Origin of the sequence: Pseudomonas sp. WS 5011 (assembly GCF_012985775.1) — a bacterium.
GTDB lineage: Bacteria > Pseudomonadota > Gammaproteobacteria > Pseudomonadales > Pseudomonadaceae > Aquipseudomonas > Aquipseudomonas peli.
Genome location: NZ_JAAQXA010000010.1, coordinates 22,494 through 35,636, shown reverse-complemented (window position 1 = coordinate 35,636; position 13,143 = coordinate 22,494). Strand labels below are relative to the sequence as shown.

Sequence of the window (13,143 nt, the reverse complement as noted above, 5' to 3'; positions counted from 1 at the left end):
GTTTTACCCAGGGAGATGCAGGTGAGTTTCACAGCTATTCAATTGCCGATTCGCGCCAGCAGTGCTCGTACCCTGTTGAGTGGCCTTGTCCTCAGTGCGTTGCTTAGCGCCTGTGCGAGCCCGCCACCGGGTGGCGTCAAGGTGGTTGACCGTGCTCATGGCGGCGCCAGTCAGGCACCGCAGCGTCAGCCGGTCAGCAGTGGCCAGTATCAGGTGCAGCGTGGCGATACGCTGTACTCGATTGCTTTCCGCTTCGGCTGGGATTGGAAGGCGCTGGCTGCACGCAATGGCATTGCGCCGCCTTACCTGATCCGGGTTGGCCAGATCATTCGCTTTGATGGGCAACCAGCCAGTCGTCCGCCTGTGGTGGCGACTACGCCAGTCGTGGTCACGCCTTCCGGTCGGCCGAGCGCACCCATTCAGACCAAGCCCGTGCAAACCCAACCGCCAGCGCCAGTGAAAACCACCCCATCCGTCACTGCGTTACCGCCCACGCAGCGCTCTGCATCGGGTTGGTTGTGGCCCTCCAATGGGGCCGTTATCGGGCGGTTTTCCTCAAACGGCAGTTTGAATAAAGGCATTGATATCGCCGGAGAATTGGGCCAGCCTGTTTTAGCTGCGTCTGATGGTTCAGTGGTCTACGCCGGGAGTGGTTTACGGGGCTACGGCGAATTAGTGATCATCAAACATAGCGATACCTACGTAAGCGCCTACGGCCACAACCGCAGGCTGTTGGTGCAGGAGGGGCAAAAGGTCAAAGCCGGGCAGAAAATTGCCGAAATGGGTTCCACAGGAACCGACCGGGTGAAACTTCACTTTGAAGTACGCCGCCAAGGTAAACCTGTCGACCCGCTGCAATACCTGCCGCGACGTTGATCTAGCGCTAGCCTGTCTCCACCGCGTGGGAGGGACAGGCTTTGGTGTAACCAGGGATTTGGTCGCGCTAGGGCTTGCTGTCGAACTCAGCAAGGAACAACAAAAATGGCTCTCAATAAAAAAGAAGCGCCGGAGTTTGACGTCGATGATGAAGTGCTCCTGATGGAGCCCGCTATTGTCCTTGACGATGATTCAGACGAAGAAGCGCAACCGCCACTTTCCCGCAGCAAAGCAAAAGCATCCACAGCTAGCAGCAAGCAGCATAAGTACATTGATTACACCCGCGCGCTTGACGCCACTCAGCTGTACCTCAACGAAATCGGCTTTTCCCCTCTCCTGACTCCTGAAGAAGAAGTGTTCTTCGCGCGCTTGGCGCAGAAGGGCGACCCTGCCGGCCGCAAGCGCATGATTGAAAGCAACCTGCGCCTGGTCGTGAAGATCGCTCGCCGTTACGTCAATCGGGGCTTGTCCCTGCTGGATCTGATTGAAGAGGGCAACCTCGGCCTGATCCGTGCGGTGGAGAAATTCGATCCCGAGCGTGGTTTCCGTTTCTCGACTTATGCCACCTGGTGGATCCGCCAGACCATCGAACGGGCGATCATGAATCAGACCCGTACCATTCGTTTACCTATTCATGTGGTCAAAGAGCTCAACGTCTACCTACGTGCTGCTCGCGAATTGACCCAGAAGCTCGACCATGAGCCTTCGGCAGAAGAAATTGCCAACCTGCTGGAAAAACCGGTGGGTGAAGTTAAACGCATGCTCGGTCTTAATGAGCGTGTGTCCTCGGTGGACGTTTCACTGGGCCAGGACTCGGATAAAACCCTGCTCGATACCCTGACCGATGACCGTCCGACCGATCCCTGCGAGTTGCTGCAGGATGGTGATCTGTCACAGAGCATCGATCAGTGGCTGTCCGAACTGACTGACAAGCAGCGTGAGGTGGTGATTCGCCGCTTCGGCCTGCGCGGCCATGAAAGCTGCACCCTGGAAGAGGTTGGCCAGGAAATCGGCCTGACCCGTGAGCGCGTTCGGCAGATTCAGGTCGAAGCACTCAAGCGTCTGCGGGAAATTCTGGAGAAGAATGGTCTGTCGAGCGATTCGCTATTCCAGTGAGCTTGATGCGTTAACACTCAACCCGGCCTTGGCCGGGTTTTTTGTGCTTGTGTTATATGTTCGCTACTCCTCTCGTGAGAGAAATGCATGACGGCAGAAGTTGTTGCGGGCGAGTTTTGTGCGTGCCTATGTAAGCTATTGCTTACAGGTTGCGTAAGCCATTGGTGCGGAATACGGCGGGTGAAGTGCTCTTTTTTTTTAAGTTGCTGTTTTTAAAAGATATTTGTTTTTTATAAGGAGGGCTGAATGCCATCCGTGTGGCGTTTTCAGCGCTTGTTCAGAGGGCGGAAATGGCTAGTATTACACCTGTGCTCAGGGACAAGCACAGGTTGTCAGGAAGACAATCAGGACATCGCAAGACGCGATTCATCAGGATGATGAGCTGGGAAATACAGGGACTAGGGACAAAAGAGTGGGCGACGCGAGTCGCCCCTTTTTTTGCCTGCGTTTTCTGTGTCTATCGTTTGCAGATCTCTCTGCGGCCTTGTTTCAGGCAATTTCGGGTCTGCAGAAAAGTAAAAACCCGCGCAAGGCGGGTTTTTGTGTAGCCAGCGCAGCTAAGTACTAGCGCTCCAGATACTGCAGTTTGTCCTTCACGCCATCCCACTCTTCAGCGTCCGGCAGGGACTCTTTCTTCTCGGTGATGTTCGGCCAGACTTCGGCCAGATCAGCGTTCAGTTCGATGTATTCCTGCTGATCTTCCGGCACCTCATCTTCGGAGAAGATGGCTTGTGCAGGACACTCAGGCTCGCAGAGTGCGCAATCGATGCACTCGTCCGGGTGGATCACCAGGAAGTTCGGGCCTTCGTAGAAGCAGTCCACCGGGCAGACTTCTACGCAGTCGGTGTATTTGCATTTGACGCAGTTGTCGGTAACGACGAAGGTCATTTCTGATTCTCTCCTCGGGCGCCAGCCTGCCCCGTTCTATGCGGGTTTTAAGCAGGCTAGGGGTAATGGCCACGGCTCAGGCTTTAAGTCGGGCAGTCATAAAAATGCGCGCGATTCTAACAGTTCGCGCGCAATAGCGTTAGAAGCGTGTCTTCCATGTATATAACAGTTCCAGCGCTTTGCGCGGAGTCAGATCATCCGGGTTGATCTTGCGTAATTCCTCCTGCAGCGGGTGCGGCAGGCTGGCGAACATATCGCTCTGCATCGGAGCCGCCGTCTGACCTGGCGGCGTCGGCGGCAGTTCATGGGGCAGGCTGGTGGTTTCCAGGCGCGCCAGGTGCTCGCGGGCACGCAGGATCACCTCATTCGGTACACCCGCCAGTTGCGCTACCGCCAAACCATAGCTTTGACTGGCAGGGCCAGGCAGCACGTGGTGGAGGAACACGATGCGCTCATTGTGCTCGGTGGCATTTAGATGCACGTTGGCCACGATGGGCTGGCTTTCCGGCAGCACGGTCAGCTCGAAGTAATGGGTGGCGAACAGCGTGTAGGCGCGCAGCTTGGCCAGCTGTTCGGCAGCGGCCCAGGCCAGCGACAACCCGTCGAAGGTGCTGGTGCCGCGGCCTACCTCATCCATCAGCACCAGGCTGCGTTCGCTGGCGTTATGCAGAATGTTAGCGGTCTCACTCATCTCCACCATAAAGGTCGAGCGGCCACCGGCCAGGTCATCGCTGGAGCCGATACGAGTAAAGATGCGGTCGACCAGCGACAGCTCGCAGCTTTTCGCCGGCACGAAGCTGCCAATATGCGCAAGCAGCACGATCAGTGCGGTCTGGCGCATATAGGTGGATTTACCACCCATGTTCGGCCCGGTGATGATCAGCATGCGTGTGTCGTCGTCCAGGCTCAGGTCGTTGGCCACAAACGGCGTGGTCAGCACCTGCTCGACCACCGGGTGACGGCCCTGGTCGATGCGCATGCACGGCTCATCTACAAAGCGCGGGCGATTGAGGTCCAGGTTCAGCGCGCGTTCGGCCAGGTTGCTCAGCACGTCCAGCTCGGCCAGGGCCGCGGCGCTGTCCTGTAGCGGGCCGAGGTGGCTGATCAGGCGTTCCAGCAGTTCGTCATAGAGCATCTTCTCGCGGGCCAGGGCGCGGCTCTTGGCTGAGAGCGCCTTGTCTTCGAACTCTTTCAGCTCGGGGGTGATAAAGCGCTCAGCGCCTTTCAGGGTCTGCCGGCGGATGTAGTCGGCCGGGGCCGACTCGGCCTGCTTGCTCGGCAGCTCGATAAAGTAGCCGTGCACGCGGTTGTAGCCGACCTTGAGGTTGGCCAGGCCAGTGCGGGCTTTCTCGCGGGTTTCCAGGTCCATCAGGTATTGGCCGGCGTTCTCGCTGAGCGATTGCAGCTCATCCAGCTCGGCGTCGTAACCGGTTTTCAGCACACCGCCGTCGCGGATCACCGCTGGCGGGTTATCGATAATCGCCCGGGCCAGCAGCTCGGCCAGTTCTGGGTAGGTGCTGACCACGCCCGCCAGCTCGCTCAGGTGCGGCGCTTCCAGATTGGTCATGGCCATTTGCAGCGTAGGCAGAGCGGCCAGCGCGTCGCGCAGGCGTGCCAGGTCGCGCGGGCGTGCATTGCGCAGGCCGATACGGGCGAGGATGCGCTCCAGATCGCCGATTTCCTTCAGCTGCGGCTGCAGGGTTTCGAAGCGGTAGCGCTCCAGCAGGCAGGCAATCGATTCCTGGCGCGCTTCCAGAATGGCCTGGTCACGCAATGGACGGTTCAGCCAGCGGCTGAGCAGGCGACTGCCCATGGCGGTCTGGCAGCGGTCGACTACCGATTGCAGGGTGTTCTCGCGCCCGCCCGCCAGGTTGATGTCCAGCTCCAGATTGCGGCGGCTGGCGCCGTCGAGAATCACCGTGTCGTCCAGGCGCTCGTGGCGCAGGCTGCGCAGGTGCGGCAGGGCGGTGCGTTGCGTTTCCTTGGCATAGGCGAGCAGGCAGCCGGCGGCGCCGATGGCCAAGGTTAGACTCTCGCAGCCGAAGCCTTTCAGGTCCTGGGTGGCGAACTGTTGGCACAGGCTCTTGTGAGCTGTGTCGCGCTCGAAGTCCCAGGGGGCGCGACGGCGTACGCCACGGCGTTTTTCTGCCGGCAAGCCTTGCGGCCAATCATCGGGAATCAGCAGTTCAACCGGATTCAGGCGTTCCAGTTCGGCCAGCAGGTTTTCCCAGCCGTTGATCTCCAGCACGCTGAAGCGGCCGCTGGTGATATCCAGCACGGCCAGGCCGAACAGGCGCTCATCGCCCAGCACCGCGGCTAACAGGTTGTCGCGGCGCTCATCAAGCAGCGCCTCGTCGCTGACGGTGCCCGGGGTGATGATGCGCACCACCTGGCGTTCCACCGGGCCTTTGCTGGTTGCCGGGTCGCCGATCTGTTCGCAGATCACCACCGACTCGCCCAGCTTGACCAGCTTGGCCAGGTAGCCCTCCAGCGAATGGTAGGGAATCCCGCACATGGGGATCGCCTGGCCGGCGGATTGGCCGCGAGCGGTTAGGGTGATATCCAGCAGCTTGGCGGCCTTTTTCGCGTCCTCGTAGAAGATCTCGTAGAAATCGCCCATGCGGTAAAACATCAGCTGTTCCGGGTGCTGATTTTTCAGCTTCCAGTACTGCTGCATCATCGGCGTGTGAGAACTGAGGTCGCTTTGGCTCATCGTTTTAACTGTCCGGCTGAATCGCAAAAGCGCCTAGTGTACGGTATCGGCCTGGCTGGCTTTAACCCCGGAGTGCAGATGACTGCTAATGAAGATGCCCTTATCCAACTGGCTGCCGAGCTGGGTGCACAGCTGGTTGCTGCTAAGGCCCAGGTGACGACCGCCGAATCCTGCACCGGCGGCGGTATTGCCGAGGCGATTACACGGATTTCCGGTAGCTCGGCCTGGTTTGAAGCCGGTTATGTCACCTACTCCAACGCGCAGAAAACCAAGCAGCTGAGTGTGCCCGAGGTGCTGTTCGCTACTGTTGGCGCCGTGAGTCAGGAAGTGGTCGAAGCCATGGTGCGCGGGGCGCAGGCGAGTAGTGGCGCGCGCTTTGCGGTGGCGGTCAGCGGTGTGGCTGGGCCGGATGGCGGTTCGCCGGAGAAACCGGTGGGCACGGTCTGGCTGGCTTGGGGCGATGGTGAGCAGCTGTTCAGTGTGCGCCGGCAGTTTGCCGGGGATCGCAGCGAAGTTCGCCGACAAACGGTCGAGGCCGCACTGGCTGGGCTGTTGCGCCTACTTGCGCAAGAAAATCCAAACGCGGGGTAGGCGGGCGACTTGCCCTGTGGAATAATACTGTCTACTTATACAGTTGTTGGTGGCCGCTAGCTGGCCCTTCTTGATTACGTGAGGACTTAAATGGACGAGAATAAGAAGCGCGCTTTGGCGGCAGCCCTGGGCCAGATTGAAAAGCAATTCGGCAAAGGTGCAGTGATGCGCATGGGCGATCACGATCGCCAGGCGATCCCGGCCATCTCCACCGGCTCGCTGGGTCTGGACATCGCGCTGGGCATTGGCGGTCTGCCGAAAGGCCGAATCGTTGAAATCTACGGCCCAGAGTCCTCGGGTAAAACCACCCTGACCCTGTCGGTGATCGCCGAAGCGCAAAAGCTCGGCGCCACCTGCGCCTTCGTCGATGCTGAGCATGCACTCGACCCGGACTATGCCGGTAAACTCGGCGTCAATGTCGATGACCTGCTGGTGTCGCAGCCGGATACCGGCGAACAGGCCCTGGAAATCACCGATATGCTGGTACGCTCCAACGCTGTTGACGTGATCATCGTCGACTCCGTGGCGGCCTTGGTGCCGAAGGCGGAAATCGAAGGCGAAATGGGCGATATGCACGTAGGCCTGCAGGCCCGCCTGATGAGCCAGGCGCTGCGCAAGATCACCGGCAACATCAAGAACGCCAACTGCCTTGTGATCTTTATCAACCAGATCCGCATGAAGATCGGTGTGATGTTCGGCAGCCCGGAAACCACCACCGGTGGTAACGCGTTGAAGTTCTATGCTTCGGTCCGCTTGGACATCCGCCGTACTGGCGCGGTGAAGGAAGGCGAAGAAGTGGTCGGTAGCGAAACCCGCGTCAAAGTGGTGAAGAACAAGGTCGCGCCGCCGTTCCGTCAGGCCGAGTTCCAGATTCTTTACGGCAAGGGTATCTACCGCAACGGCGAGATCATCGACCTCGGTGTGCAGCTCGGTCTGCTGGAAAAATCCGGCGCTTGGTACAGCTACCAAGGCAACAAGATCGGTCAGGGCAAGGCCAATTCGGCCAAGTATCTGGAAGACAACCCGGAAGTAGCACGCACCATTGAAGGCTTGATCCGTGAGAAGTTGCTGGTGGTCAGTCCGACGGTCAAGGCCAACTCTACGGCCGATGACCTGGCTGACGCCGACGCCTGATCTGCCTGCCTATGTCCATTGCTCTGGATAACCCCGTCGCGGTGCGGCGGGCGGCCATGGATCTGCTGGCGCGGCGCGAACATGGCCGAGTCGAGCTGACCCGCAAATTGCGCAGTCGTGGGGCGGCAGATGAGTTGATCGAAGCCGCTCTCGATCGCCTGGCTGAAGAAGGCTTGCTGTCTGAGGCGCGTTATCTGGAGGCCTTTGTCAGCTACCGGGCGCGTTCCGGCTATGGGCCGTTGCGCATTCGTGAAGAGCTGACCCAGCGTGGCCTGGCCCGCAGTGATGTCGAGCAGGCCTTGCGCGACAGTGGTATCGATTGGCGTGAACATCTACAGGAAACCTGGCAACGCAAGTTTGCCGGTGAGCTGCCCTGTGATGCCCGCGAGCGTGCCCAGCAGGGACGCTTTCTTAGCTATCGGGGTTATCCGCCTGAGCTGATTGGGCGGCTGCTACGCGGTGTACTGGACGACTAAGCCGCAGCTGGCTGTTGTTCGGGCTGCCTGTATCAGTACTTCCGTTTACCCATTACTTACTTTCACACGCCGATGATGCTGCAGTACTGGAAGCCAATGCTTCCCGTACTGAAATGCGTGTGGCTGATCTTTTCTTGTTAGCCAGCTGAGCCACGACTACCGATAGCCCGCAAGCAGGCTATCGGCTGGGTGACAGATCAGGCATTTTCCGCCCAGTTGTGCGTCTGATTGACCAGGTCCAGCAGTTCGCGCAAGCGGCCGTGGTTGCGTCCGTTAAAGGCGAAGGCCAGGCGCGTCATATGGCACAGCTCCGGTTCGTCCTGCTCGGAGTCGCAGTGTGCTTGTTGCTGGAAGTCACCCTGCTTGCACAGGTCGCGGAACTCATCGTTCAGCTGCTGCATGGCCGCTTCATTCAGCGCGTGGTTGAGGCGGATCACGTAGCGTTCCTTGAGCCAGCGGCTGGAGTGGTAGTTGCGGTAGAACTGGGCGATTTCCTCGGTAGCCTCTTCGGCGCTGTGCACCAAGCGCATCAGGCGCATATCGCTGGGTAGGATATAGCCGTTGTCCTGCAACTGTTCCTGCAGAAACGTCAGGGCGCTGGTCCAGAAGGTGCCGCCAGGTTGGTCGAGCAGCACCACCGGTACCAGTGGGCTTTTGCCGGTCTGGATCAGGGTCAGCACTTCCAGGGCTTCGTCCAGGGTGCCGAAACCACCGGGGCAGAGCACCAGGCCGTCGGCCTCCTTGACGAAGAAGAGTTTGCGCAGAAAGAAGAAGTGGAACGACAGCAGGTTATTGCTGCCTTGTACGGTGGCATTGGCGCCCTGCTCGAAGGGCAGGGTGATATTGAAACCCAGGCTGTTCTCCAAGCCGGCACCTTCATGAGCAGCCGCCATAATGCCGCCACCGGCTCCGGTAATGACCATCAGGTTGTGCTTGGCTAGAGTTGCACCCAGATCGCGGGCTAGGCGGTAAACCGGGTGGCTGGCAGGGGTGCGCGCCGAGCCGAACACGGTCACTTTGCGTCGCCGTTTGAACTGTTCCAGTGTGCTGAAGGCATGCTCCATCTCGCGCAGGGTCTGCAGCATGATCTTGGCGTCCCAGCGGTTGCGGTCGGCCTGCGCCATGCGCACAACCGTGCCGAGCATGGCCTGGTAGAGCTTGGTGTTGGGGCTGTCGGGCGGTGCTGCGAGGATGCCCAGTTCTTCTACGCGGGTGGTCAGGTCGACGCCACTGGTCTGAAAATGCCGGGACAGAAAATCGTCCGATTCATCGGGCATACAACTTCTCCTTCTGGTTGCCGGCCGAGCAGCTTATTGCCGTGTCGGCCTTGTCCTGAGTATGGCTGTTGGCTGCCGGTTTGTGTGACTCATGCCCATGCGTGACAACCGACAGCCCATGCCAGGACTGCATCAGAGGGCGATTTGCTCGCCTGGTTCAGGGATGTTGGCGATCCAGTTCAGACGCTCGCGCAAGGCCAGTTGCAGGGCCTGCATCTTCTCTAGCTCGCCATGCACCAGGTACAGCTCGGGGTGGTGCTCGAAGTGGCTGACCCAGTCGAGCAGCTGTGATTGCCCGGCATGCGCGGAGAAGCCGCCGAGGGTGTGCACCTTGGCTTTTACCGCGATGCGCTGATGGAGGATTTTCACGTTCTCAGCGCCGTCGACGATATTGCGTCCCAGCGTGCCCTTGGCCTGGAAACCGGGAAAGATCAGGTGGCAATTCTCGCGCCAGAGGTTGTGCTTGAAGTGATGGACAATGCGCCCGCCGGTGCACATACCGCTGCCGGCGATGATGATTGCGCCGCTCTGTATCCGGTTTATCGCCATCGATTCTTCCGGGCTCGGCGTGCAGCGCAGGATCGGTAGCCAGTCTTCGATGCGTTTGCTGCCGCGGGCCTGAAAGGCGGCGCGGTCTTCGGCGGCAAACTGGTCCTGAAAACGCGAGTAGATGGCGTTGGCGCGGATTGCCATGGGGCTGTCGAGAAACACTGCCTGCTGCGGCAGTCGCCCTTCGTGATAGAAGCGCCCGAGGTAGTAGATCAGGTCCTGGGTACGACCGACGGCGAAGGACGGGATCAGCACGTTGCCGCCGTCGCGATGGGCCTGCTGCAGAATCTCTGCCAGCTCCTCCAGGGTTTCTTCACTGCAGCGGTGGTCGCGATCACCGTAGGTCGATTCCAGCAGCACCACATCGGCTTTGCTCAGCGTGCTGGGGTCTTGCATCAAGGGCGAGCAGGTATTGCCCAGGTCGCCGGAGAACACCAGGCGGCGGGTCAGGTGATGGTCCTGTACTTCGAGTTCGACAATCGCCGAACCGAGGATATGTCCGGCATCGTGAAAGGTGACCAGCACGCCCTTGGCCACTTCGCGGCTTTCGCCATACATCATTGGCCTGCGTTGGCTCAGCGCCTGTTCGGCATCGGCGGTGGTGTAGAGCGGGCTTATTGGCGCCTTGCCCATCCGCGCGCGCCATTTGTTTTCCCACTCGGCGTCTTTCTCCTGAAGAAACGCGGCGTCGAGCAGCATCAACTTCATCAGCTCACAGGTCGCATCAGTGGCAAAGATCGGCCCGCGGTAGCCGGCTGCCGTGAGTTTTGGCAGCAGGCCGCTGTGATCAATGTGTGCATGGGAAATCACCACGGCGTCCAGGCTGCGCGGATCAAAGGCAAACGGCGCGCGGTTGCCGTCTTCCTCTTCGCGGCGGCCCTGACGCATGCCGCAGTCGAGTAATACCCGTGCCCCGTCGCGGCTTTCGATCAGGTAGCAGGAGCCGGTGACTTGTTGAATTGCGCCGAGGAAGTTGAGCAGGGCCATGGCTAATCCTTGAACACGTTGAATGGGTGGCGCTTAAGGCTGTCCCATCAGGTAACCGGGGGTTTTGATACAGGTCAGCATCTGCCTGTATCCCGCGCTCTAAGCTGACTAAAACTATCGGAGCCGCATATGACCCAGCTATTTCCCAGCGCCAGCGAGTTGGCCGAGCATGCCCGCCTTGAACCAACCTTCGCCGCCTGGCAGCGCGGTTATGGTCCTTTGCAGCACAGTTCGCAGACCTGCGCTGCGGTCTACCGTATTGCCCACCAACTTGTGCAGGCCGGCGTGCAGGCGGATCTGCCGAGCGTCTACCGTCACTTTCACGCGCTGGATCGGCTGACAGCGGCAGGGCTGTGGCTGGTGGTGCATATGACCTATGCCCAGCGCGTACGCCTCGATGGCGTAGCGTTGGCTGCAGAGGACTTCAAGGTGTCCCCCGAAGGGCATACCGGCGGCGCGTTGAATATGGTGCAGGCCTATGCCGGTTACCTGGCGCTGAATAACCTGACTGGGGAAACCCGTGGCTGGCTGATGGGTCAGGGCCACTGTGTGGCAGCCATCGAGGCGCTCAACCTGCTAACGGCCAATCAGCACCCGGAACAGGCCGAGCGTTACCCCTGTGACGAGGCCGGGATGACCCAGTTGGTGGCGGACTTCTACATCTATGCGCAGAACGCCGCCGGCCAGGTCAGCGCGCCGCTGGGCAGCCACGTCAATCCGCATACGGCGGGCGGCATTGCCGAGGGTGGTTATCTGGGCTTTGCCGAGCTGCAATATGCTCATCTGCCGTTACCCGGCGAGAAACTGGTGGCCTTTCTCTCCGATGGTGCGGCCGAAGAGCAACGCGGCAGTGACTGGATGCCACGCTGGTGGCGCGCCGAGGACTGCGGCGTGGCGTTGCCGCTGATGATTGCCAATGGTCGGCGCATTGAGCAACGCACCGAGCTGGCGACGCCCGCCGGGCTGGATAACTTCCGTGAGCACCTGCGTCATTGCGGCTTTGATCCCGTTAGTTTCGATGGCCGCGACCCGGCGGCTTTTGTCTGCGCGTTGTGGGACATGGAGCAGCGTATGGGGCACCGTGTGCAGGAGCTGCGCGATGGCGTGCTGAATTACCCGCTGCCCATGCCTTACGGTATTGCCGAAACGCTCAAGGGTTTCGGCTTTTACGGCGCTGGCAGCAATGCGGCGCACAACCTGCCGTTGCCGGCCAACCCGCATACCGATGAAGCGGCCCGCGAGCTGTTCAATCAGCATGCGGCGCAGCTTTGGGTCGCGCCGGAAGAGCTGAGCGCCGCCTGCGCACTGTTTGCGGATCGAGGCTCCCGCCCCCTGGAGCGCGATAACCCGTTGGCGCAGCGTCATCCAGCGCTGCCAAAACTGCCCGAGCTGCAGTATCAGGACAGCGCCTGTTCGCCGATACTGGCCCTGGATCGTTTCTTTGTCGATCTGGTGCAAGCCAATCCGCAGTTGCGTCCACGTGTTGGTAACCCCGATGAGCTGGCCAGCAATCGCCTGGGCGGCGTCCTCAAGGCGCTCAAGCACCGGGTGACCGCGCCGGAGAGCGAACAGGAAGCGCTGGATGGCGCAATCATCACTGCGCTCAATGAAGAAGCCGTGGTGTCTGCCTGCCTGGCCAACCAGGGTGGCCTGAATCTGGTGGCGAGCTACGAGGCGTTCTGCGTGAAGATGCTCGGCGCGGTGCGCCAGCGGATCATTTTTGCCCGGCAACAAAAAGAGGCGGGGCGCGCTGCAGGTTGGCTCGGTTGGCCGCTGGTGGCCACCTCGCACACCTGGGAGAACGGCAAGAATCAGCAATCGCACCAGGACACCACCTTCTGTGAGGCCTTGCTCGGTGAGATGAGCGATATGGTGCGGGTGATTTTTCCAGCCGATCACAATTCGGTATTGGCGCTGATGCCAGGCATCTATCAGGCGCGTGGTCAGATCGCCTGCATGGTGATTGCCAAACGTGAGCGGCCTTGTGTATTCACTCGCGAACAGGCCGAGCAGCTGGCGCAGGATGGCGCTGCTGTGCTGGCTGAGAAGCAAGGCGAGCAGCCTTTGCTGCTGATCGCCGCCGGCAGTTATCAGTTGGCAGAAATGCAGCGCGCGGCCGTTCGTCTGAGCGCGGCCGGGTGCGCCTGGCGTCTGGTTTACTTGCAAGAGCCGGGGCGTTTTCGTGCGGCCCGCGATACCTGGGAACAGGCGGTGATTGTTGATGCCGAGCGGGTTGAGCGGTTATTCCCGGCTGCCAGCATAAAGCGTGTGCTGCTCACCCATATGCGCCCGGAAGTTGCCCGTGGGCATCTGTGGCCGCTGCTGGGTGAGGCTCGACACAGCCGTGTGCTGGGCTACCGTAATCGAGGTGGCACCCTGGATGAAGCCGGTATGTTGTTCGCCAACCAGGCGAGCTGGGCGCATGTGCTGGAGGCAGCAGCCGCGTTGCTGGAAAAACCGCTTGGCGATTTGCTCAGTGCCGAGGAGCAAGCAGCCGTGCAAGGGCGGGGAGAACCACACTGTCTGCGTTAGTGCA

Annotated in this window: 10 protein-coding genes; 6 read left to right on the top strand and 4 right to left on the bottom strand. The window is 60.3% G+C overall.

The window, feature by feature from the left end; genetic code table 11:
* The first annotated feature begins 21 nt into the window (after positions 1-21).
* Both HBN63_RS12450 and rpoS read left to right on the top strand, forming a co-directional pair.
* The gene (locus HBN63_RS12450; RefSeq protein ID WP_345940482.1) at positions 22-876 is read left to right on the top strand and encodes a peptidoglycan DD-metalloendopeptidase family protein; all 855 of its coding nucleotides are present in this window, start codon (positions 22-24) and stop codon (positions 874-876) included.
* 105 nt (positions 877-981) lie between these two features.
* On the top strand, positions 982-1,992 hold the full coding sequence (gene rpoS, locus HBN63_RS12445) for an RNA polymerase sigma factor RpoS (RefSeq protein WP_170049628.1): 1,011 nt from the start codon (positions 982-984) through the stop codon (positions 1,990-1,992).
* 564 nt (positions 1,993-2,556) lie between these two features.
* On the opposite strand, the gene fdxA is transcribed toward rpoS, so the two are convergent.
* Both fdxA and mutS read right to left on the bottom strand, forming a co-directional pair.
* Positions 2,557-2,880 carry a ferredoxin FdxA gene (gene fdxA, locus HBN63_RS12440; protein WP_090248347.1) on the bottom strand — a complete coding sequence of 108 codons (324 nt, stop codon included), beginning with the start codon at positions 2,878-2,880 and terminating at the stop codon, positions 2,557-2,559.
* A gap of 139 nt (positions 2,881-3,019) precedes the next feature.
* Positions 3,020-5,593: a DNA mismatch repair protein MutS gene (gene mutS / locus HBN63_RS12435; protein ID WP_170049627.1), complete on the bottom strand. Its 2,574-nt coding sequence runs from the start codon at positions 5,591-5,593 to the stop codon at positions 3,020-3,022.
* A 78-nt stretch (positions 5,594-5,671) separates the two neighbouring features.
* Between mutS and HBN63_RS12430 the strand changes: the two genes are divergently transcribed.
* From HBN63_RS12430 to recX, 3 genes are all read left to right on the top strand, one after another.
* A complete protein-coding gene (locus tag HBN63_RS12430; protein WP_170049626.1) occupies positions 5,672-6,184 on the top strand; it encodes a CinA family protein in 513 nt (170 codons plus the stop codon).
* A gap of 90 nt (positions 6,185-6,274) precedes the next feature.
* Positions 6,275-7,318, top strand: a complete 1,044-nt coding sequence (gene recA / locus HBN63_RS12425) for a recombinase RecA (protein ID WP_170049625.1) — start codon at positions 6,275-6,277, stop codon at positions 7,316-7,318.
* 11 nt (positions 7,319-7,329) lie between these two features.
* Positions 7,330-7,794, top strand: a complete 465-nt coding sequence (gene recX / locus HBN63_RS12420; RefSeq protein WP_170049624.1) for a recombination regulator RecX — start codon at positions 7,330-7,332, stop codon at positions 7,792-7,794.
* 197 nt (positions 7,795-7,991) lie between these two features.
* Here recX and HBN63_RS12415 read toward each other — a convergent pair whose 3' ends face one another.
* The gene (locus tag HBN63_RS12415; protein ID WP_170049623.1) at positions 7,992-9,071 is read right to left on the bottom strand and encodes an LOG family protein; all 1,080 of its coding nucleotides are present in this window, start codon (positions 9,069-9,071) and stop codon (positions 7,992-7,994) included.
* A 132-nt stretch (positions 9,072-9,203) separates the two neighbouring features.
* Complete coding sequence (locus HBN63_RS12410; protein WP_170049622.1) at positions 9,204-10,607, bottom strand: MBL fold metallo-hydrolase; 1,404 nt, start codon at positions 10,605-10,607, stop codon at positions 9,204-9,206.
* Positions 10,608-10,736: 129 nt separating this feature from the next.
* Here HBN63_RS12410 and HBN63_RS12405 point away from each other — a divergent pair, with 129 nt between their 5' ends.
* Complete coding sequence (locus HBN63_RS12405) at positions 10,737-13,139, top strand: xylulose 5-phosphate 3-epimerase (RefSeq protein ID WP_170049621.1); 2,403 nt, start codon at positions 10,737-10,739, stop codon at positions 13,137-13,139.
* Positions 13,140-13,143: the final 4 nt, after the last annotated feature.

Excerpts from the sequence above, each read along its gene's own strand:
- HBN63_RS12410 (WP_170049622.1), bottom strand. The coding sequence starts at position 10,607 with ATGGCCCTGCTCAACTTCCTCGGCGCAATTCAACAAGTCACCGGCTCC.
- recA (WP_170049625.1), top strand. The coding sequence starts at position 6,275 with ATGGACGAGAATAAGAAGCGCGCTTTGGCGGCAGCCCTGGGCCAGATT.
- HBN63_RS12430 (WP_170049626.1), top strand. The coding sequence starts at position 5,672 with ATGACTGCTAATGAAGATGCCCTTATCCAACTGGCTGCCGAGCTGGGT.
- mutS (WP_170049627.1), bottom strand. The coding sequence starts at position 5,593 with ATGAGCCAAAGCGACCTCAGTTCTCACACGCCGATGATGCAGCAGTAC.
- rpoS (WP_170049628.1), top strand. The coding sequence starts at position 982 with ATGGCTCTCAATAAAAAAGAAGCGCCGGAGTTTGACGTCGATGATGAA.
- fdxA (WP_090248347.1), bottom strand. The coding sequence starts at position 2,880 with ATGACCTTCGTCGTTACCGACAACTGCGTCAAATGCAAATACACCGAC.
- HBN63_RS12415 (WP_170049623.1), bottom strand. The coding sequence starts at position 9,071 with ATGCCCGATGAATCGGACGATTTTCTGTCCCGGCATTTTCAGACCAGT.
- HBN63_RS12405 (WP_170049621.1), top strand. The coding sequence starts at position 10,737 with ATGACCCAGCTATTTCCCAGCGCCAGCGAGTTGGCCGAGCATGCCCGC.
- recX (WP_170049624.1), top strand. The coding sequence starts at position 7,330 with ATGTCCATTGCTCTGGATAACCCCGTCGCGGTGCGGCGGGCGGCCATG.